The sequence below is a fragment of the Bradyrhizobium sp. USDA 3397 genome (assembly GCF_054060965.1).
In genome coordinates this window covers 3,591,559-3,612,685 of sequence record NZ_JBSSDS010000001.1, presented here as the reverse complement: position 1 = coordinate 3,612,685, position 21,127 = coordinate 3,591,559, and the positions used below count along the sequence as shown (strand labels likewise).

20 protein-coding genes and 1 pseudogene are annotated in these 21,127 nt (G+C 56.7%); 9 read left to right on the top strand and 12 right to left on the bottom strand.

Features of this window, described 5'->3' with window-relative positions; translation table 11 throughout:
• The first annotated feature begins 2 nt into the window (after positions 1-2).
• Complete coding sequence (locus ACVWYQ_RS16730; protein WP_456726016.1) at positions 3-2,060, top strand: hydantoinase/oxoprolinase family protein; 2,058 nt, start codon at positions 3-5, stop codon at positions 2,058-2,060.
• 159 nt (positions 2,061-2,219) lie between these two features.
• On the opposite strand, the pseudogene ACVWYQ_RS16725 reads toward ACVWYQ_RS16730, so the two are convergent.
• Positions 2,220-2,948, bottom strand: a pseudogene (locus ACVWYQ_RS16725) (class I SAM-dependent methyltransferase).
• 940 nt (positions 2,949-3,888) lie between these two features.
• On the opposite strand from ACVWYQ_RS16725, the gene ACVWYQ_RS16720 reads away from it, so the two are divergent.
• Positions 3,889-4,020 carry a hypothetical protein gene (locus ACVWYQ_RS16720; RefSeq protein ID WP_456726015.1) on the top strand — a complete coding sequence of 44 codons (132 nt, stop codon included), beginning with the start codon at positions 3,889-3,891 and terminating at the stop codon, positions 4,018-4,020.
• Positions 4,021-4,219: 199 nt separating this feature from the next.
• On the top strand, positions 4,220-4,393 hold the full coding sequence (locus ACVWYQ_RS16715) for a hypothetical protein (protein ID WP_456726014.1): 174 nt from the start codon (positions 4,220-4,222) through the stop codon (positions 4,391-4,393).
• A gap of 309 nt (positions 4,394-4,702) precedes the next feature.
• Here ACVWYQ_RS16715 and ACVWYQ_RS16710 read toward each other — a convergent pair whose 3' ends face one another.
• From ACVWYQ_RS16710 to ACVWYQ_RS16670, 9 genes are all read right to left on the bottom strand, one after another.
• Entirely contained in the window at positions 4,703-4,945 is a 243-nt protein-coding gene (locus ACVWYQ_RS16710) for a hypothetical protein (protein ID WP_456726013.1), read from the bottom strand.
• Positions 4,946-6,420: 1,475 nt separating this feature from the next.
• Positions 6,421-7,137, bottom strand: coding sequence for a hypothetical protein (locus ACVWYQ_RS16705; RefSeq protein WP_456726012.1), 717 nt, complete (start codon positions 7,135-7,137; stop codon positions 6,421-6,423).
• Between the two features lie 11 nt (positions 7,138-7,148).
• A complete protein-coding gene (alr, locus tag ACVWYQ_RS16700; protein ID WP_456726011.1) occupies positions 7,149-8,300 on the bottom strand; it encodes an alanine racemase in 1,152 nt (383 codons plus the stop codon).
• 11 nt (positions 8,301-8,311) lie between these two features.
• Positions 8,312-9,400: an NAD(P)/FAD-dependent oxidoreductase gene (locus ACVWYQ_RS16695; protein WP_456726010.1), complete on the bottom strand. Its 1,089-nt coding sequence runs from the start codon at positions 9,398-9,400 to the stop codon at positions 8,312-8,314.
• Positions 9,397-9,738, bottom strand: coding sequence for a cupin domain-containing protein (locus ACVWYQ_RS16690; protein WP_456726009.1), 342 nt, complete (start codon positions 9,736-9,738; stop codon positions 9,397-9,399). Before ACVWYQ_RS16690 ends, ACVWYQ_RS16695 begins: the two co-directional genes overlap by 4 nt.
• 8 nt (positions 9,739-9,746) lie before the next feature.
• On the bottom strand, positions 9,747-11,105 hold the full coding sequence (locus ACVWYQ_RS16685; RefSeq protein WP_456726008.1) for a lysine N(6)-hydroxylase/L-ornithine N(5)-oxygenase family protein: 1,359 nt from the start codon (positions 11,103-11,105) through the stop codon (positions 9,747-9,749).
• Positions 11,106-11,129: 24 nt separating this feature from the next.
• Positions 11,130-12,347, bottom strand: a complete 1,218-nt coding sequence (locus ACVWYQ_RS16680; RefSeq protein ID WP_456726007.1) for an MFS transporter — start codon at positions 12,345-12,347, stop codon at positions 11,130-11,132.
• Between the two features lies 1 nt (position 12,348).
• A complete protein-coding gene (locus tag ACVWYQ_RS16675; protein WP_456726006.1) occupies positions 12,349-13,041 on the bottom strand; it encodes a class I tRNA ligase family protein in 693 nt (230 codons plus the stop codon).
• Positions 12,954-14,003 carry a class I tRNA ligase family protein gene (locus ACVWYQ_RS16670; protein ID WP_456726005.1) on the bottom strand — a complete coding sequence of 350 codons (1,050 nt, stop codon included), beginning with the start codon at positions 14,001-14,003 and terminating at the stop codon, positions 12,954-12,956. The genes ACVWYQ_RS16675 and ACVWYQ_RS16670 overlap by 88 nt, the downstream gene beginning before the upstream one ends.
• Before the next feature lie 1,083 nt (positions 14,004-15,086).
• On the opposite strand from ACVWYQ_RS16670, the gene ACVWYQ_RS16665 reads away from it, so the two are divergent.
• From ACVWYQ_RS16665 to ACVWYQ_RS16655, 3 genes are all read left to right on the top strand, one after another.
• Positions 15,087-15,737 carry a hypothetical protein gene (locus tag ACVWYQ_RS16665; RefSeq protein ID WP_456726004.1) on the top strand — a complete coding sequence of 217 codons (651 nt, stop codon included), beginning with the start codon at positions 15,087-15,089 and terminating at the stop codon, positions 15,735-15,737.
• 1,649 nt (positions 15,738-17,386) lie between these two features.
• Positions 17,387-17,524 carry a hypothetical protein gene (locus tag ACVWYQ_RS16660; RefSeq protein WP_456726003.1) on the top strand — a complete coding sequence of 46 codons (138 nt, stop codon included), beginning with the start codon at positions 17,387-17,389 and terminating at the stop codon, positions 17,522-17,524.
• Positions 17,525-17,790: 266 nt separating this feature from the next.
• Positions 17,791-17,970 (top strand): hypothetical protein, encoded by a 180-nt coding sequence (locus ACVWYQ_RS16655; RefSeq protein WP_456726002.1) that lies wholly within the window; start codon positions 17,791-17,793, stop codon positions 17,968-17,970.
• 6 nt (positions 17,971-17,976) lie between these two features.
• Here ACVWYQ_RS16655 and ACVWYQ_RS16650 read toward each other — a convergent pair whose 3' ends face one another.
• On the bottom strand, positions 17,977-18,258 hold the full coding sequence (locus ACVWYQ_RS16650) for a helix-turn-helix domain-containing protein (RefSeq protein WP_157286710.1): 282 nt from the start codon (positions 18,256-18,258) through the stop codon (positions 17,977-17,979).
• A 428-nt stretch (positions 18,259-18,686) separates the two neighbouring features.
• Here ACVWYQ_RS16650 and ACVWYQ_RS16645 point away from each other — a divergent pair, with 428 nt between their 5' ends.
• The 3 genes from ACVWYQ_RS16645 to ACVWYQ_RS16635 all read left to right on the top strand — a co-directional run bounded on the left by ACVWYQ_RS16645 (position 18,687) and on the right by ACVWYQ_RS16635 (position 19,920).
• Positions 18,687-18,965 (top strand): DNA -binding domain-containing protein, encoded by a 279-nt coding sequence (locus ACVWYQ_RS16645; RefSeq protein WP_456726001.1) that lies wholly within the window; start codon positions 18,687-18,689, stop codon positions 18,963-18,965.
• A gap of 173 nt (positions 18,966-19,138) precedes the next feature.
• Entirely contained in the window at positions 19,139-19,333 is a 195-nt protein-coding gene (locus ACVWYQ_RS16640) for a transcriptional regulator domain-containing protein (protein ID WP_157286709.1), read from the top strand.
• A 230-nt stretch (positions 19,334-19,563) separates the two neighbouring features.
• Positions 19,564-19,920, top strand: coding sequence for a DUF2285 domain-containing protein (locus tag ACVWYQ_RS16635; RefSeq protein ID WP_456726000.1), 357 nt, complete (start codon positions 19,564-19,566; stop codon positions 19,918-19,920).
• Between the two features lie 219 nt (positions 19,921-20,139).
• Here ACVWYQ_RS16635 and ACVWYQ_RS16630 read toward each other — a convergent pair whose 3' ends face one another.
• On the bottom strand, positions 20,140-21,048 hold the full coding sequence (locus tag ACVWYQ_RS16630) for a LysR family transcriptional regulator (RefSeq protein WP_456725999.1): 909 nt from the start codon (positions 21,046-21,048) through the stop codon (positions 20,140-20,142).
• Positions 21,049-21,127 lie beyond the last annotated feature (79 nt).

Below are 21,127 nucleotides of genomic sequence, written 5' to 3'. Positions count from 1 at the left end.
AGATGTTGACGATTGGCATTGATGTTGGCGGCACGTTTACTGATCTGGTCGCGATCGACGCGACCGGACGCACCGTGTTCGCGAAATCTCCTTCCACACCGCAGGACCAGTCGGTCGGTGTGATGACCGGGCTCGACGAGCTCGCGCGGCGCCTCGACATGTCGCGCGGTGATATGTTGGCGAAGACGCAGCGGCTTGTACATGGGACCACGGTCGCAACGAATGCGCTGCTCGAAGGCAAGGGCGCAAAAGTTGCACTGCTGACCACCGAGGGCCACCGCGACATCATTGAGATGCGCGAGGGATTGAAGAACAACCGCTATGATCTGCGGTCCCCGCCTCCAGAGCCGCTGGTGCCCCGCGAACTGCGCTTCGGCGTTCGCGAGCGGCTGCGGCCGAACGGCGATGTGCTCCTAGCGCTCGACGATGATTCGCTCGGCGAGGCCATCGCGGCGATCCGCGCCTCTGGCGCCACTTCGGTCGCGATCTGCTTCCTGCATGCCTATCGTAATCCTTCCCATGAGATCGCGGCAGCAGCGCGGCTTGCACGCGAGCTGCCCGAAGTGAGCGTGTCGCGCTCCAGTGACGTGCTTCCGCAAATCAAGGAATACGAGCGCGTCTCCACCACGATTGTGAACGCCTATGTCGGTCCTGCCGTGCGGCACTACCTGACCCGGCTCGAGGGCCGCTTGGCTGAAGCGGGGTTCGCGGGAAGCTTGTTCATCATTCTCTCCCATGGCGGCATGGCGCCGGTTGAAGAGGCGGGGCGTCTTGCGGCTGGGACCGTGTTATCGGGTCCTGCGGGCGGCATCTCCGGTTCCCGGCGTTGCGCGGAGCTGCTGGCAATACCGGATCTGGTGCCCTTCGATATGGGCGGCACTAGCACTGATATCTCCTTGATTGCGGAAGGACGCGCGACGTTGTCGGCGGACGGTGGGCTGGCGGACCAGCGCATCGCACTGCGCAGTCTGGACATCGCCAGCATCGCGGCGGGCGGCGGGTCGATCGCCAGTATCGATGCTGGCGGCATCTTTCGCGTCGGCCCTGAAAGTGCCGGCGCGATGCCGGGCCCAGCCTCTTATGGCAACGGCGGTACAGAGCCGACCGTGACTGACGCAAATATCGTGCTGGGCTATCTCGACGCTGCTGCCTTCATGGGAGGACGGCGTCCGCTCGATCCTGCGGCGGCGGAGGCAGCAATCGATCGCCTCGCAGCTTCGCTTGGCGTGACACGCATCGAGGCCGCTGCCGGAATCTATCGGCTCGTCAATCTGAAAATGGCAGATGGCATCAGATTGATGACCCTGCGTCGGGGCGTCGATCCGCGCAACTTCGCGCTGCTGAGCTTCGGCGGCGCCGCGGGCCTGCACGCTGCGGAAGTCGCGCGTGAGCTGGAGATAACGCGCATCATCGTCCCGACGACAGCCTCCGTCCTCTCGGCGTGGGGTATGCTGACCAGCGATTTGCGCTACGAGGTCAGCCGCACACACTTCGAGACAGGCATTCGGACTACGGCAGACGACATTCGCGGCATTTTTGCTGATCTGGAGCAGCAGGCTGCTGAGCGGCTTCGCAGCTGGTTCGACGGGCCTATCATGACCGAGCGCTCTGCCGAGATGCGTTATGGCGAGCAGGTGTTCGAGGTCGATGTACCGCTCAGCGACGTCGACTTCACAGCGCCATCCTCGGTCGCCGAGGTCGAAGAGCGCTTTCATCGTCGTCATGAAGAGCTCTACACTTACGCGTCCCGCGACCAGGAGGTTGTGTTCGTCAATGCGCGGCTCGCCGCTGTTGGGGCGGTTCCTCGAATTGAGGGAGCTAACACGGCGATGCCCGCAGCTGAGCTGATCGCATCGCCCACCGGCAGACGGCAGGCCTTCTTCAGTGCTTGGCGTGAGGTGCCGATCTATGCGCTCGAGAAACAACGTTCCGGGCACGTGCTGGAAGGCCCCGCGATCATCGAGGCGGAGACGACGACAATCGTCATCAATGGTGGGGATCGCGCAACGGTCAATCCACTCGGATGGCTAGATATCGAACTTGGATCTGCGAAAGCGTAGGGCGGCGAAATGCCGATCTGGCAGCCTTGGTACCAACCTGGTCGAGGCCCAGCCCCAGTGGTCTGCCTAACTGACCCGAAGCCAAGTGCTCGCTCGAGATGACGGATTTAGGGCTGGGCCCGTTAGTCAGCGGGATACCAACGAAGCTCCGCCAGCCTTCTATACCGACGCAGAAACAAGCAGCATCATGGGGCGCTCCAGTTCTTCCGCTAGTTGCGGCATCTGCTGAATCTGCTCGGACGTTGGAGCAAACTCTTTGACCCGCAGAATTTGAAAGCCGCCATCAATCAACGTATTCAGCGTCGTGCCAATCGTCCTGTGGTATTTTAGAACGCCCTTGGCGAACCAATCCGTTCGACGTTCGCCCTCAAGGGCGTATCCATTGACGGGCCACGTCTTGCGACCCTCCTCATCACTGATCCAGTGCGGATTCGTCGCTGCCATGAAGATCGGATGCTCGATCGTGAAGACCAAATCTCCGCCAACGATCAGGGCTTTGCGAAGCACCCGCGTGAGACGGGGAAAATCCTGAACATAGTGAAAGGTCAGCGCGCTGTAAGCAAGGTCAAAAGACCCCGCGAGCAACTCCAAAGAATCCAGATTGGCGATGCAATAGCTGATCCCCGCGTCCGCTGTATCCGCCTTTGCGCGCTCGATCATGTTCTGCGACAAGTCGAGACCTAGGACAGACGTGGCACCTTGCTTACGCATCTAACGTGAAGCCCAGCCGAAGCCACAGCCGAGATCGACGACACGCTTGCCAACAAGATCGGGCAGCATGGCTCTGATCTCGGGCCACTCAGGAGCGACGTCTAGCCCATGGACCGGTCGGGGCAACTGACTGTAGCCAGCAAAAAAGTCGGGATTATCGTAGATATTCTGCGCCATGCCGCTCACTATCTTGATGAGAGACTAAGCGGGTTTTAGCGCAAATTCCGGGCCGCTCGAGCCAAATCCTTCGGCTAGGGTACATTGACCTGTGGCATCGACGCGGTCGGGCGCGGCACGAAACTCTCCTGGTGCCGGCCACGTCCCGCCAACATAATCGAAAACGCCAAAAAGATGATCATAAGGCCACCCATTGCTAAAAAGTACTCGGAAAACCTGTTGCGCAATTATGAAACGGCTCACACCTGCAGCCCGCCGGCGCGCTCCAACCGATTGGCGCCGAAAGGCTGGCCTTTTCCCGCCTGAATTTTTCCAATGTGGATAGTCCCAGACTTCGCCGTAAGACGGCGGACTGTCCGACCGTCGCGCTGCAAAACTGCGTTCTTTCGTAGCAACAGGAGGAATAGTGCAGCGAATTTGAGTAATGATTTGTGTATTCACCAGTCCCGATTTCGGGCGAGGCGACGACTAGGCACGTCTACGCTGCACGCGAGGATGATTCATGCGCAATCATGACCTTGTCTCCGGTAGTTTCCTGGCGCTGACGGCGGCGGGCTTCGCGTTGCTTTGCTCAAGTCTGCTGGCCTTTGCCTTTATCTAGGGGCTGCGCGAGAGATCATATTTCGCGCCTCGCGGATTATGATCTCGTTGCTAGGCTTGTTGAAATAAGGTCTGCCTCGTCTAATCGACTAAGGTCCGCTGGTGTGTAAGTTCTTGCGGTTGTATGTAATTTACGGATAAACCAATACGGGTTGGCAATAATTAGATTACCTATGCTTGTCCGCGGGGGAGTCGTTGCGCCGAACCTTGAATTAATCACGGCTGTGCAGGAATCTGCCCGCAAGAACGGGATTCTTGTGATCGCTGATGAGGTCCTCGATCTAGGTAGAGCTTTCAGGGTGCTTGCGCACGTTACGGCCTTGTTCCGGACGTCATGACGATGGGCAAGATCATCGGCGGAGGTTTGCCGATTCGAGCAATCGGCGGCCGCGAGGACGTAATGAAGGTATTCGATGCCTCAACGGGGCGGCCATTGCTTCCGCAAGGCGGTACGTTCTCTGCCAATCCTTAATTCATGACCGCGGGGCTGGCTGTGATGCGTCATCTCGATCATGCGGCTTTTGCACATCTGGAGATCCTTGGGGACATTGTCGAACCTGGGCGCTCCGCTCTGTGTCACCCTTGCCGCCTCACTCTTCCGCATTCATCCGAGGGCAGAAAATCCGAGCGACTATCGCGAGATCTGCCCCACGCCTGCCGGAGCGACTCTAATGAAGGAGCTCCCACGCTTCTTTGCGGAGAACGGCATCATCCTGCCGTATGGTGCTGCCGCATCGATTTGGTCACCGATGAAGCGTGCCGACGCTGAGTTCAGCGTCGACGTATTCGCAGGCGCTCTCGAGAGCCATCAAAACATATTGGGCACGAGAAAGATACGCAAGTGAACGATACGGCAGTGCTTTTCGGCAACATGCCGCTAAATGATCTTTGGCCAGAGCCTATGTTCGCCGCAACTCGCGGCGAGGCTCAAAGAAGGTATTCAGGCTCGATCCGGGCTATAGCCATGCGTGACCCGGGCGACGACAGCGGCCAACAAAGATCCGACTTGGTTCCCTCCTCGAGGCGCGAGCTCGACCTCCCTGTTTCAATGCTGTGATCGCCTACAGCCAATCTGCATCCTCACATAAGGGCGTGGCGGTCTGCTTACGCGCTCTGCAGCAAAGCCAACAACCATTCTCAATAAAGCCGATCGATCAGACCACGCGCCTCTGCGGATCGTGGGGAATATCGAGTTCGATCTCGCGAGATACCTCGATGATAGCTTCTGGATGTTGGCCATTCTGGCGGAGTGCGTATTTGAGCGCTTGCTCCCGGCTCGCGAACAAGCCACCAAAAATGTCGTTCTGTTCGCGGACGACCCAGTTCCCGAAACGATTCTTGCCAACAAGGATCCTCGGTCCGGTGCAGCTTCTGGAAGGATATTCAACGAGCGTCATAACAATTGACCATGAGTTTGCGGCGTCATCATCTGGCAATCGATCGGGTCGTCATGAGCGGATCGGTCGCTGCATGCGCAGTTGGTGGAGAGCTCGCCGTTTTCGGATGCGACAAATAGCTGGGGAGGCTTACCAGTGTGCCCGCCTTTGAGTTATCCGCTAGCTTCGAGCAGCAGGACACCATGGGTCTGCGGCTGTTTAGATCTGCTACACTTCTCTTGCACCCACAAGGTGCGCAGCGAGCACGACACTGAACGTTCGTCGCCGCAGCGGTGCCAAGCGCAAAACAGGTCAAGGTCGGGATTGTCGGCCTAGCTCGCTTGTTGCTTCCAAGCGCGAACTGCACCGCTCCGGCGAGACACCTGCACGTGGAATTTGTGGATGTTGGCGAGATAAGTGGATCATCTGTCGGGCTTGGCATCTGCAGCTCCGTTCTTGGGCGCTTCAGGAATGGCGGGATCCGTACCACGCTTAGAGAACTGTCACGGCCATCTCGCGTGATCATTGCAGATCGCGGCAACTAATTGCGACGCTCCTAGTCGCGAACCATTCGTCGCGAAGGCTAAATCTACAGCAAATACCGGGCGAGTCGCGCTACCAATTCTAGGGAGGCAGGTCGCTTTCGCTTTTTGCTGCAAATGAATAAATGTACCTACCCCATCACACGTCCGTGCTTCTCTTCATCAACACGTTCCAGAGAATGAGCGAACTAGGATTGTAAGCTGGCGAATGCATAAGGAGGACCTTGGAATATGCGCAAGACTCTCTGGACCGCGTGCTCGCCTCGCCGAAGATGGTAAAGAAATCAGCTAAAGCTCGCGTGTTCAGCGGGGGCGCCAAGGTGTTTCGTAGGCCCGCTTGGATCGTACCGTTAGCCTCAGGGTTTCATAGCCAGAAATTGTCCGGCGAGGCCTCTGCGTCCAGTTCTCGTCCAAAGCTCTCGATGGGTCCCTCGCGGTGTCGGGTCTGCTGATGTTCGCCGCCCCGCTTAAGATGCTAATGCCAGTCCAAGAACTGAAAACGGTGGGGTTGGCTTGGCGCCTTGCGAATTCACACCGGAGCACCACAATGAGTAGGCCGAGGGCGGGAGCCAAGTCGCGGATGATCTTGAGCGGAACGCTAAGAGAAAAGCATTCTCTGCTCTCTGGCAAGCCTATCACTCTGCAACCTACGCCACTTCAACTCGGATCGATATCTCAATCCGGTACGATTTTCAGGCCGTGCCGCCCGATCCGAGATCGCAGATTTTGCGGCTAACGCGACCCAGCTCATGCCATACGACGAGCCACATGCCGTCGCCTATGTCCGTTTGCCTTGCGAGCGTATCTTTGAGAAGCCTTCAGAGTATGACCGTCAGTGGTGTTAAGTCATGCCACACTTCGTTTGATTGTCGCGTTAAATCCGTACTCAGAAGCCGAGGGTTCAGTGTGCTGAGGCCGGCCGGACGTACTTTTGCGCGAGCAGCGCCTCTCATCCTATATATCCTTCAGAACTTTTGAAAAATGGAGGAAGTTGCAGACGTCATGATGCTCTGCATTGTTCAGGCGGAAGCCATAAGCGGATATGCGATTTCTGAGAAAGATCGGATCGAAAGCGAACGCCTGGAAGCCGTTGGAGCAGTCTAAGCGGACAAACTCATCGGTACGCGCCACACTCTGAACCTCGATGCCACAAAGATCATAGTACTTCAGACGTGCTACGGTTGCCCTCTCGCTGGTTGAAAACAGCGACAAGGCGAGATCAAAGGGCGATTGGCAGACCAGTGCAAGAAACTCTAATGGGGCATCCATCGTACCAAGAAAATTGAATGGCAGTATACAAAGTATCCTTCCGTCGTATCGCTTCACGATCTCATTGATCAGCCGCTTCCTTCTGAAGAATTTATTTGCATCGCAGCGGATAACTGCTCCGTCCCCATGTTCTGACCGTCGTGCCCGAGGTGGGTTTATGTCGATGCCAAGGTAATCATTGTCATCGTTCTTGATATCGATGAGGCGGTAGGAACGACAGCCAACCTCGATAATCAAATCGTACGGGGTCGAGCGAAGGAGATCTTCAAGAAAAAGTCTTTCCCGCTCATGGAAATAGCGTACTTCAGGCGTGAAGTAGTCCGGATGCATGAGGCGCATGCCTTCGGCGGCCAAATAGATTGATCGATTGAATTGCTTGGATTGAGGGGCGGAGGAGGTCATCGGTCATCTCGTCAATACTGAACATAAAGCCTGCGGCACCGGGGTCCGATCCCGGTGGTCAGTTCATCGCTCAGCATATTCGCGGCTGAAGCCAAATCCTCTACAGTTTGCTCTGGGCAGATCAGATCCACCAAGGTGCCGGGCAGAGTCCAGCTTGTGGGCAGCTCCGTTACGTCGATGGTCATAAGGTCCATGGACACGAAGCCGACGATTGCCACACGAGTGCCACGTATGAAGGCATGCCCCCGATTGCCCAGAATACGCGGAAATCCACCGGCATAACCGATAGATGCGGTGGCCACACGCATCCGCGTCTTCACCTTGTATGACATATGGTATCCGATAGCTTCTCCTTGCGTCAGTTCACGGCATTGAATGATCTGCGTTCGCAGACGGACGACTTGCGACGGCTTGAAGCAGGGGTGATCGGATGTGGAAAAGCCAAAAATTCCTCCCCCAAGTCTTATGAGGCCGAAATGGAATTGGCTTCCGGCGAATAGTCCTGCCGAGTTCGAAAGAGAAAGAATAGCTTTCGGAAACAAATGGGTCAGTTTGCGAAAACGACGTAATTGATGACGACTGACCTCATTTTTCCACTCTGCGCAAGCAAGCTGGCTCATGAATAGCGCTGTGGTTAGTTCGGACAACCCCGTTTCTTTCTCGGCGAGTGTCTGCAACTCATCCATGGGAAATCCCAGCCGAGACAGGCCAGTATCAACATGGATACCAGCCGGCAACGCTCGATTGCGACGCCGGCAATGCCGCAGCCATGCATCCAACTGTTGCCTGCTGTTCAGGATGGGCAACAAATCATGCTGCTCGGCAGCCGGCTCCATACCTGGCATCACGCCGTGAAGTACGTAGATCTTAGCAGATGATGGTAGCACAGAGCGTATGGCAATGCCTTCCTCGACATCGGCTACGAAGAAATGCGTGCAGCCAAGTTCAGCAAGGAACGGCGCTATACGTCCCGCGCCGAGACCGTAGGCGTCCGCCTTGACAACTGCGCCGCAACTGCTGCGGGGCGCAAGCGCCTGAAGTTTCCGATAATTGGATCGAATGGCGCTCAGATCAACAATCATGGTCGATCTCGAGGTCTCGCCATAACCGATCTCTGCAAGATCATGAGGGAGGTTTGCTTCGATATTGATCGTATCAGGCATAAGCCTTCACATCATGTCGTGGTGACGTCACCGCGATGCGGGGAATACAGGGACCTTATTGCCTCTTCCGCACATCCGGGCCCAAAACGAAACCCATTGCCCGCACCACCGCCAATAATTTGCAGACCAGCGACAGTATTGGCTGGGCGGGAGAACGGGACGCCATCGTCGGAGTAGCAATCGCAGAACACACGTGCTGATGCCACCGCGGGCACGTCGCACGAGAACCACTTGGCCAAGATCGCGGTTGCGCGCGTAAGATCATCCGAGCTGACATGCAGCTCATCGGTGTCCGCCCGCACATCCCATTCCTGCGAGGTAAAGCTGAACAGCCAATATCCTCCCTCGATCATGGGAACGAGGAAAGCGTAGTCATCGAACAAGCCAATCATTGGACATTTGGGGGTAGGGCGTGCCGCGAGATGAAGCGCGACGACTTTTTTAACGCGCAATCGCGGTGTGTCTGTGAGATGCGCAATCAACGGTGAATCTGGTAGCCATGGACCAATTGCCAGGACGGCCCGTCTCGCCAAATGTTTTCTACAATCCGAGGTTTGAAGCAGAATGTTGCTTGGTCTCTGCCATATCCTTTCAATAGATGTCCGTTCGTACAGAGAGACCCCGGCTGCCTTGAGCCTTTGGGCCAGATCCTGAACAATGCGATCTACTGGACTGTAAGAACCCCGATCCAGTTCCACGGCAGTATCGCTGGGAACAAAGAAATGCGGCAGAGAGGAAAGCCTCTGCTTCAGTGCGCAAGAGGTTGATAGGGTCGTGCCGCCCACGCTGCTCAGACGCGCGAGCTCTTTGGGATTACGTGTCAGCCAAAACACATCACAGTCGCGACCGACGGGCCAAAGCCCTTGGGGATAGATCCCTTGCCAGAATTTCGAACTATGATTGACGAGCTGTCTTTCCCTCTCATTACGACAGATGTTGATTTGGATGCCCGGCGCAAACCGACTGGCGCCTGCCCCAACGATATCTCGTTCGAAGATGACGAGTCTGTCCTGCGGTCGATTGCTCGCTGCGATGAAGGCAGCGCTGAGGCCCATGACGCCGGCGCCAATGATTGCGAGGTCGTAAATCTCGTTCGTCATCGAGTTGCCATCCAGGAGATAGACAGGGCGCTTAGAATCTCGTTGGCGAGATTCTCCAAATGATGGGTTCGATCTGGTCGCAGAAACACAAGGTCGCCTGCCTTGATTGGCAAAGCGCCATCGTCAGTTATGACTTGGCCGTAGCCGCTCGTGATGCGCCAGATCTCCGTGGCAGGATGGGAATGGGGTGTCGAGGCGGCGAACGGATCCAGCCAGAATTCAATGAGTTGGACAGGACAAGTGGTCTGGGGATCACCTATTTCTTTGACAGTCTGCATCAGTACACCAGGGCTGTAGACCGTGATGTCACCTAAGGTAATCAGCTGTGCATTCTTCATAGGGACTCTCAATCGACATGGGCTTGATCGCGGCACGCTGGCTGCTTGCTCGCCGATGAATGGGAGTCCTCGAAGCCCGAGCTATACCAGTCGACGACGCCCCGTGCCGGCCCGCAATCGTAAGCTATGCGGCCGATGATAGAATTGAGGACCGTCGAAGCGCGCCAAGGAGTCAAACTGAGATTTGTATCAGCGATGCCATGTTGAAAGCGCGCGCCATTCTGTACGTACAAACGACAGTTTTCGGGGCCATCAAAACGAGCTGAAAAGTCCTTCTCAACCAGGATCTCTTGAGAGCGACCAGGCGCACTCACAACCGTGAGGCGGTTTGCGATCGGCTCCAGGAACGAGGGGATTTCGGTGCGATAGCCTGTGGCTAAGACGACAGTATCAGCAACATGTTCTGAACAAAAGGCTGTCATCTGTTGACGCAAGCCCAGGAGAAAGGGAGACGCGCCGCTCAACTTGTCTGCGGTGGTGTCGACGCGTATTTGTACGTGAGTCGGGTAGGAACCTCGATGAAACTCGCGATCGTAAAGTGCGTTGTAGATGGCGCGAAGCGTCGAACAGTTGACGCCATCGCTCGCCAACGACTGTTGTTCGAGAAGCCGCGCCCGAGTAGAGCCGACTTGCTCAAAGAACCAGCCACCATATTGCGGAAAGAACCATTCATTGACGAAAGGACTGTCCTCGCGCGCAAATATGTTTGCGCGGCGCGTCACCCAAGTCAGGGATCCCAGCGCGCCGCATGCGCCCGTCAGGAGATGAAGAAAGATTTCGGCGCCGCTTTGGCCGCCACCTACGATCACAACGCGCTTGCCCGTAAGTTCGCGACGTTGAGTGAGAAAGGTGCTTGCGTGAAACACCTCGTTCGGCGGTGCATTCCTGCCCCAATCAGGAATAGAGGGCACTCGACCCACGCCAATGACGGCCGTAGGCGTTTGATACTCGCGGCGGCTGGTTATGATATTGAAGGACTTGCCACGCAATTCGACTGCAATAACCTGTTCGCCGAATTGAACGTTGCCCAGCTTTTCCGCTGCCCATCGCAAATAATCGCCAAATTCGCTCCTGCTAACATGCTCCAGCCCACGGACGATCGCTTGGTAGAGTCGCCGCTTTTCATGCAAGTAGGCGAGGAAGCTGTATGCGCTCGTCGGGTCAGCCGGTGTCACCAAATCCTTTAGCGGGCTGGTTTGCATAACGGCGCCTTCTACGAGCAGACCGGGATGCCAGCTAACCGACTCTGACTTTTCGAGGATGTGCAGAGAAATTTCCGGAATCGGGGCCGAGAGCGCTGCCAAGCTTAGATTTGCCGGCCCTGCACCGATTGCGATGACGCCATAACTGTCGCTGTGCTTCAGCATCGCATGATCCCTACGAGGAGCCGCTCAATGCTTCCGGTTGGTTGAGAACGTATGAACTGCAAGAAGGATGCCATTCGCTGCGATAAGCATCATCATGCCGATCAGAAGACAATCGAAATTGCTGGCTTTCACAATTTGCCCAGCGACGTATGGAAAGCCGAACAGGCCAATGAAGTAGGAGAGCGTGAATACCTGAGACGAAATGGCGAAAGCTGTCTCATCAATGTCTGTAATGTGGACGATCATACTATTTAGCGTCGAATAGCTGAGGCCGTATCCCAGCGCGAAGAAGGCCGCCCCGAGAATGTAAATGGCCGTACTTTCGACATTGAAGAAGAGAATGAATAGCCCTGCAACAGTGCATGCAAGGAGAAGTGCGGCTACGCGTTCAAGGCGAAATCTTCCAATTATCGGCGCAACCGCGAACCGGAAGAAGACGGCTGTCACGGTGAAGACTATAAAGAACGTATCGGGAGACTGTGCTCGCGATGTGGCGTAGAGCGATTGAAACGTGGAAAGCCCGGCGAAAACGCAGGCGCCAATGCCGATCATGATGATCGGATATCGCGCGTTCGACTTGAAGGCTCTTACCACGCCTTTAAACGTCAGTCGTACAGCAGGCATTTTGATGTGAGGAGCTTGCGCCAGTGCCCTCCCAGCGAAGTCCAAAAGCATCGTACCAAGGATACATGCAACGGCAAATAGAGCGTAAACTGCAATGTAGGATCCAATGGCCTCCGCAGCGGTTCGGGCAAGGGGGGCAGCGAGCCCGATGCCCAGCATTTGAGATCCTGAAAGTAAGGTGAGATACTTGATACGGGCTTCAGCTTGCACGTGACACATGACCTGAAGCGGCGCCAGGATATAGAATACAGACCATCCAATGCCGAGAAGAAGTCCGCCGATGTAGGCGAATAGCGGCGAAATCGATGCGGATGCGAAACATATCATCGCTGCTGCAATCATCGCCGCGGCAAAGGTGATGGTTCGCATCAAGCCTAGTAAATCCGCGATGCGACCAGCTACAAGGGAACTCAGGATTGTCGCGATCGTACCCGTTGAAATAACGGCCCCGGCGGTCGTGGCGCTTTGTCCAATGGACCGCAAAGCTTCAACGAGGAAGAAGCTCGAGCCATAGGAAGCGGCCAAGCTGGCACTGCCAAGCATGAAGGGGAGTGACACCTCCAATGAGACTGCGCTGGGCAGTTTCTCCACGAGGGCGGTTTCCGGGGAGGGTGTCATGCTACGACCGTTCCTGGAGGGCTTTGCTCAATTCTACAGTCGCCAACCTGCGCCCATCGATCTTTGGTACTGGTCCGCTTCGCTGGGAGGAGGGCGTCGAAGCGCATGCGGCAAGGGGATGCCCGTCATGACCGAGCCAGTGCCACAGGGCTTCTGCTATTCTGGGCATCAGTGGCCAAGCCAGTATGCTGAATCCCATCAACCATGTATAAACGGTCTGAGGGTCCGGCGTGGCGTCGAGACAATCGACCCATTCGAGAACCGACCTCGAAGCTCGCGATACTCGCAAGTTATCTAGCGAAAGGGCGGCACATTGTTTGCCGTAGAGCCGATCCAACGTGGTCATCATCGTGCCATCAACGGAGCACTCCGTGAGTGCCGGCATTGCGTTTATGCACGCGGTGCAACGATCGATGGCTGCAGATATCTTGTCCAGAAGTGCATTGTAGCGGTCGACCAACTGTCCTGGCACTAAATTGGTCTCGGTGTCTTCCGGACAAATTTCGGACAGGTACACTCTAAGAATATCGATGGAAAGATTTGGAATTCGAGCGATTGCACCCGCCCAGATCACGTGCCCCCGACTGGTGGAGAACTTTGATCCGTTCAGCCGAAGGAAGTGATTAAAGAAGATCCGATCAAATGGGCGAAACGAGTTCTGGCCCAATGCGCATCCGGCAACGCCGACAAGCATCGGAACCGTGTTATCGATGCCGGTAGCGCTAATGAGGAACGCATCGGAATCGCGAGAAAACGGGCTTGGCTTCCCGGACCCGCCGTATCTTGGTCGCCGCAATAAAGAGAATGCGCGTAGAGCAGAGAGGAGTAGCTAAACAATATCTGCCGAGTGTCGAAATGCCGCGATTTCCAAGCCAGCCCGTGCAATCCCGGTACAGTCACCCGGATTTGCTGCCCTTTGCGTGCGACATACCGCTTTCCTATCTCCAGAAAGCTGGATTCGACGGCCGCGTCGTGCCACGTCCGTAGAAGCCGGTCTGTTCCCGAAATCGAAAGATAGGCGGAAATGTTGTCCGTCCATTCTACGATCCGCCCTCGCCTCGATACTGGTTTCAGTGCTTCATCAGGTTCGAAATGATGGCCGCATTGTTCGCAGAAGAAGCTACCCGCAGATGCCCCGCAGAGAGGACAAGTTGCACCAAACCAGCCCCCAATGCAAAATCGCTCTTCTTTTGGTGTAGTAGCAGAACCCGCATCGTCCATTGGCAAGCGCACTGCGCTGAAATGTAGGGAGCCAGCTGCATATAAAGCATCCATCAGGGCGTTGCTGACATCCTCAAATCGCTGCAGATTGCTGCCATGCGCTGGATCGTCGAAATGATCGAAAACGATCCCGACCGAGGCGAGATCGTCAAGAATCTTGACATGGAAACCATGTGCCATGTCCGACGGGTCAATGTTCTCACGAGCCGCTCGGACCAGAACATGGTTCTCGAAACCATCGGTCGTGAGCCCAGAACGGACATGATGCCCTGCCCGCTTCAGGTGTCTCTGTAAAACATCCATTCTGAGAAATGGTCCAGCGGCGTGCCCAAGATGTGCTCTGCCATTCGCTGTCAAGTTGACGGGAGAAATATATACATCAGCAGGATGCGGATTAGCTACATCTATCCGTGGGATAGGTGGGCTTCTGCTCATGTTCATTCATCCCACAAATGACTCCGCGAAGACATGTTGACGCGTGCCAGCGGCGTGAGAGCCGTCACCATCATACGTCAGATGCTCGATGCAAATCGTTTCTTCGTAGCAGACGGCGTAACGGCGTAAATGGACCAGCGTTCGCTTTGAGATCAATTACCAGGGTTGGTAGTTGATCGGAGCGTATCTGGTGACGAAGGTGCAGTCGGGGCGGCGGCTTTCCCTCCCTTATGGGGCGCCTTCAGAACTGACAGGCACCCATCGTCAAGAGTCGGTCAACTGCATGGTGCATCTTCAAAGATTCTCGGCGTCCTGAGATCGCCTGACGGGCTCGTTCTACCCGCCCAGCGGCTGCTAAGAGCGTTTGACAGGGAATTCGGGAGGATATTGCAGTCGCCGACCGGCATTGCGATGGCTCCTTACGACTGGAGGAATTGTGTTGTTGAATTCTATTTGTAGCCAAGATGGCTGAGTGTTCCGTCGTCGGAGCCAGGATTGCGTTGCTGATGAGCGGTCTGAGCCAATCGTCCAGCGGCTCCGAGTCCACCTCCACGCGCCTGCGAAGGCAGAGTGTTAACAGGTACAGTCTAGTGCTCGCGCAATAAGCAGCACGAGACATCTTGGCTGTTCTTCCTCTCAAGAACAAATGAACTTAATATGCCGCTTGGCAGCCACATGGTGTCGCCGCCTTTAACCGGCAGCCGCGATACGTTTGGGAAACTGCAAATGCGCTCTAATGTATTCGACGTTGTTCGAGCGCTGAGCTGCTTTCTGCCATCGTGGGTGTCTCAGTCATCAGGCGCCTATGCTCAATATGCCGCGACGTGCCTATTGCTGGCGGGCATCATGGGAGGTTTGATCATCAGCGCAAGCGCGTCGCTCATGCAGTTGATGACAGAATGACAGCGCTTTGGCGCAGAGCCATCGCGCCAACGCTTCGCGCTCTCAATATTGCTCAAAACTCAGCGTCCAATAGACGTGACCTCATCCTGAGGGGATTGCGTTCGGGATGGCCCCATTACATGTGTCCAGCGCTTCCGGTCGTTGCCATCGCTTATCTAGGAATCACCGTGGGCAACCGCCTTGTGTTCACAGCCGTGGATCAAGCTGGCCTTTTTTGCAAGCCGACGAAGAACCGCCAGCATCCCGGATGCAGGTGCGCTGGTCTCGTTTGAGACCTCCAATATTTGCTTTGCCACGGGCTACAAGGTCGCTCGTCTTGAGCGATACTATGTCTGGACCAATCCCCGATCCGGCAGCCTTGCCAGGCAGTACAAGGATTATGCGACCAGCAAGGACACCTGCAAAGTCACCGCGGCGACCGCAACCTCGATTCTAGCAAACGGTGCGTTGAGACGGACGCAAGAGGGTACTCGACCTTTTACCATCAGGGTGACGGCACCCAGCTCTCCTGGACAGAGACTGCTGTTCACATTCTCATCTTGCCACTTTGGCTACTATTTCCACGCTTGGTCCCAGCCGGTGGCGCGCTACGGGCTGCTCGGAGCGAAGTGGACTTCCTGGAGCCGGACCCGGCGGGCGCGTAAAGAACATGTCTGCTTACGTCAGGCCCAAGGTGACAGGGTGCTGTTCTCTTCCGTGAACGATGCAGTCCTCGCCCTCCCGCGTCAGTATCAGTGGCTCTACAAGGACAATGCGGGATGCATCTCATTCTTCATCAAGCCGTCGAAGTCGCCTTTATGGACGGACGTGGGGACCTGGTGGGCTCCGTAAATGGGAACTGGCCGCCCCTGGCGTAGCGACCTGGCTGTCACCATGAGAACTATAACCTGAAGCTGCGGTGAACGAGGACGTTGCTCCCTTGAATGGGGCCGGTTCTTCTCTAGACTTCAGGACGATCGCCTTTAGCCGGCGCACGACGTCCGGCAGGCCAGCTCTCGATATCTATTCGCGAGCGCGTTTGGATCATCGACCTCGGCTTCTCGAAACTGGAGGGCTTAGCTCGGTTGATACGCCTCGGAGAGCCGTAAGCGCAGTACTCACCTCGAACAGCTTGAGGTGATCGAGACTCGTCGCGGCGGTGCTGGTCGGATGACGAGAAGCTGCGAATCGTCACCGGATGGTTGTGATAATGCTCTAGCGGCAGGGTTTTAAGCCTCACGTGGCGATCTGTGAGCGAACGGCTCGCTACGGCTCACGCCAGCTTGCGCATCACCTTGGCTTTGAGGTCGGCGATCTGTGAAGTTCCGCAGGCTGCCAGTAAAACCGCGGGATGATTTGCAGCGCCACCCTTCACCTTCGCCTTATCGTGCGGCTTGCGCGGACGCATAGGCAGGATAAAGGTGGCGTGATCTTGGCCAGCTCCTCGTTAGGTTGGCGAGCTCATAGCGACAGATGGCGGTTACGCGGATTTCAGAGCGTCCCAGCCGATCGCCGTCGGCCCGCCGATCGCCCGCCAAGCATTAACGTGCATCGCAGTCCGAATCAGCTACCGCTTGCGACCAGCGCGCCGCGGCAAACGTGCGGTTGGATGCTCCAGCAGGCGACGAAGACATGGGCCAGCCGCTGCGCGCCAGTTCCGGCGTCGAACACCGGCACCTTGTTTCGCCCCCGAAGCCGACGAACAGCTTCTCTCCAGGCCCAAGCGCCTGCCGCATCTCGGCGAGATCATCTCGCTCCACTCCGGTAGAGGTTGCAGAATCGGCTGTAGCCGGCCGTCCGGGTGCTCCGCGCGATACTCATCCATACTGTAGATGCAACCCATCAAAAGCATGCATTTTACAGCTCGTGGGGCCGTCATATAGGACAGGTTAAGGGCGGCTGGGGCCAATCTAAGGGAGCGACTTCTCGAATGAAAAAATTGGCTTTTGTAACTGCGAGCGCCGTGGCGCTTGCAACGGCGGTACCCACTTTCCCTCACGTTGCCGCGCGACCGGTCGACACCAAGGCGCGGGTAGCCAATCACTACCCTCAATGCGATGAGATGCCCTTGGAAGGGTTCTGCGACCTAATTTTCTGTATGGCCGACCCGGAGTGTACGGCGCCAGGACTTGAGGACTGAGGACTGAGGACTGAGGACTGATCAGCCTTTTTGAAAAGGAAGGCTCTGGTTCATCAGGGCTCGCCGTCACAGCAAATTGACGGCTTCGCCGATGAGGGATTTCTGGTTCATCGTCGCCGCCAGAAGCATCGATGAAACAGAAATCCGGACCGGGCAAAGTGCCAGCAGAACGAGTACCAAAAGACATTCAGCGCCAGAACACGCCGGAATATCCCTCCGAAGAGAAGACGCTATCGTCCAGGAAGGACTGCAGGGCGACGAGAATATCTTTAGAGCTCAGCCGGCCGAGGTATTGCCGCCTCAATGTACATGGCGGGTCCAAGGACTTCCTCGGGACCGATAGACGTCGCCTGGCGGCGATATGATGCGTGTGGCAACTTCTGGCGCGGTGAAGGATCTGCGTCGTGAGACGACGGCGCTGAAAGAAATGGCGGCCGACTTTACGCTGGAGAGCCGGTCGCCCAAAAACGTGAACGGGGATGGGGAGAACGAGGCATGAGATCTCCTGCGCCCGAGGAAAACCGAATCATCTAGCTGGTGGAGCAATCGCATGTCTGGCCAGGCGGGGCAGGCTTGGTATCCCACGTGCCACATTCTATCACTGGTATGGGGGGTACCGGGAGGGCGGCAGCGACATGCTGGCCGACCATCGATCTCAACCGGGGCAGGTCTCTGCGAAGTGGAGGACTGGCTGTCAGACGCCGCTTTTAGAATGGACCCAGAGGACGGCCTCATCTGGTCTTCGGTCTCGGTGACCATAACATCATGGCGTTCACCGACTACGGCAGCGAGAACCTGGTGGAGCTCATCAGGATACACAAGAACAACCTGAACTCCTCAAGCGGTAACATCGGTAGATCCGTTGTCCGCCCCCCGGGTGAGGTTTGCGCCAGTTGCGAAACTGATGTGAGCGGCTTGGGCGGCAAGTACAAAGCGCGTGCGTGAGGAGTGTTATTTCTTTCTGCTACGTGGGGGTAAGGGCTTTCGACCCTTACGCAACGGCTTGGGAGCCGTCGCCCCTTTGGGTGGCTGAAGAAAGAATTCAGACAAATGAACCCCAAGCGTTTCCGCGAGACGGTCGAGAAGATCGATCGTCGGGTTCTCCGATTGCTGCTCGATACCGCCCATATAGGAGCGGTCGATCCTGGCATCGTATGCCAATCGCTCTTGCGAAACACCGCGATCTACGCGGATCCGGCGCACATTCCAGGCGACAAGCGCACGAGCTTTCATGCGCTAAAGCAGCCATTCCGATGGCCATCAAACCACTGGCTATAACCATACTATTGCGGTACGTTCGCCCAACATGCAGATGAGCAGAGTTCGCGCGTAATTCGAATGAAGCAGCGGTACTGGATTCAGATCGCGCGCGGAATCAGCCTGTGCTGACAAGCTACGCTGCGTCCCATTTGGGTCTCTTGATTCGAAAGGCTGGACGACAGTTCTGCTGATCGAGCGGAACGGACTGCGATCAAATGAATTCGGACGATGGTCGGAGCGAACGAATTCAAGGGGAACGACGGCACTCAGCGCTGTTGGTATTCATTGACTTTGGCAAGAATGCTCCTGCCGGCCGCGACAATCGGCTCTCTACGAAAAGGTTCTGAATCGGCTACCGTCCCTAAAATCGAGGCTTCTCAATCTGTTAGGACTTTCAGGCCGTGCCGTCCGATCCCAAGGTCGCAGATTTCGCGCCTAATGCGCCGCAGCTCACGCCATATGACGAGCAACATGCCGTCACGTATATGCGTCTGCTGGATGCCGAGGCCGATAACGCTGATTGGCGGGAAGTTGCGCGCATTGTGCTTGGTATTGATCCCACCCTGGAGCCGGATCGCTCCCGCCGTACCTTTGAAAGCCATCTCGCTCGCGCCAAGTGGGCGGCGCGCCAGGGCTTTCGGCACCTCCTGCAGCGCGGTTGGCCCAGGAGTGAGCAATAAGTGCGTTCGAAACGGACGTCACTTCTGGTGATGACCGATCGCAAAATTAGATCGTCATATCGCGCAAACTGCATCAATCGCGACCATCTGCATTCGCGCAACCAGAAATAGTCACATTCGTGGGGCTGCAATTCTCTGCGTGTGCGTTATGAACATACGGGGAAAGTGGTGCGATGCCGGGTGCAGACTGGAGATCAGAGAAGGCCTATCTCGAAGCCAACAAAGCAGAAGCTGCGGACATAGCGTGGGAGTGGCTGCGCCGCAATGGCGAGTACCAACGGGACTATATGGCCCTCGCCATGAGCGAACGATCCCGCGCGATGGCGGACCATTTCCGGCAGCAGTGGGGACTGTGTTTTCGCAGCTGATCCGCAAAAGACGTTCGACCAACAAGCCATCTTCTGGGCGCCCGAAGTGCTCGCGACCGTGCTGCCCTTGCGCACGGCTGTCCGCCCGGCAGCGTGGTACGATCTGGATTTCAGCAAACTGGCGGGTAGCGAGCTTCGTTATGCGCCGGATGGATGGCATGCCATCGTGGCGCTCGGAGGAGCGAAGCATCGCCTGTGGCTAACAGAACTTCCACCGAGCGGCTCATCGCTTGCCGTTGACCTGCCGTTCGACGGCAGTTTCGAGCTTCGTTTGCGGGCAGCACATCGTTTTTGGCTGGCGCTCGAACGGCGCCCCATCGGACCACCGCCCTCTGACGCTGCCAATCTTGACTCGTCGTCGGCTCATCCTCTCCTTGCGTGCAGTCGATGGGTCTTTGGAAGGACACAGCTATCGCGAAATCGCGCAAGGCTTGTTCGGCAAGCATCGCATTCCCGATCGCACCTGGAAAACGCACGATCTCCGCAGCCGGACCATCCGCCTGGTCAAGACTGGGCTGCATCTGGTGCGAGGCGGCTATCGCGCCTTGCTCCGTCGCAAGCGTAAAGGGGAGGACGACCCCTCCTGAGCTTTGGCTGATCGGCTAGCCCGTATCTGACAAAACCATCGTAGTCGGCCGATTAACGCGAAAGAGGGTTTTGGCGCGGTTAACGTCTTCACTTCGCGGGCTGGCCGCGGTGCTCGCTCAACGACGGGCTCGCCGGCGATCGGAACAGTCTGCATGTGCAAATGGACGCGCTAAGATTCCAAAGATCGATCAAACGTCTGCTATCACGCCAACACGCGATTAGGCAGCCTCCGGAATCGCGGCCTTCTTACAGAGCCGCGCGACCCATCGGCAAAAGGCGCGAGCGACTTCTGGATTGTCACTGCGGTCCACCGCATAGGCCCGATATTGCATGCCGCTTGAAGTACGCGATCCCGGTATGACATGGAGAGACCCTTTACGCACGAGATCGCTGACAATGATTTCGGGCGCCACAAGCAGGCATTTCCCGCTGATGACAGCCGGCAAAGCCAGGTAATTATGATCGTATCGCGCCCCCGACTTGATGTCCTTCGCGGTCAGGTTCATGGCTCTGAGCCAGGTGGGGAGTATGTCGGGCCGCGATGTGATATTCAGAATCGGCAGTGAGCGGGCAGTTGAGAGCGTTTTTCCCATGACGTGATTTGGAGCGCCTACGCATACGAGCATCTCATTGTAGATCGCCCAATCGTCGGCCGGTTCAGCGACACAAAGATCGCGCGTAAGCAGGATGTCGAAATTGTCGGAGGATCTGGGCGGAGACAATGAGCTGATCACGTCGACGACGACGCCGCCCATCTCGGCGGAGAACGCTTGGAGGTTGGGTATCAGGAAGGAGTAGGCGAAGGTGGAAAGAGAGGTGTGGACTACGATTCGATTGGCGTCCGTTCGGTTCCTGCGCCGCATTCTCTTCGCAGTGAAACACACTGTATCAAGGGGCTCGGCCACGGCGTTCGCAAAGAGCCTTCCGAATTCTGTCAATTCGCTGCGTCGCCCCCGCCGTTGGACAAGGTCCGTGCCAAAGTAGTCCTGTAACACAGCCAAATAGCGGCTGACCGAGCTCTGTGTCGTTCCCAATGTGCTCGCCGCACGCGTGACGCTCCCCTCGCGCGCAATTGTCACAAAGACCCGGATAGCATTGAGGGGCACTTCATTGTGTTCGGCAGCCATTTTCTGCTCCGGTAGCTTCTGGGCCTCCGCAGATTGTCACGGCGGGCCATTGCCAGAAGCTCCATCACATTATTCGATG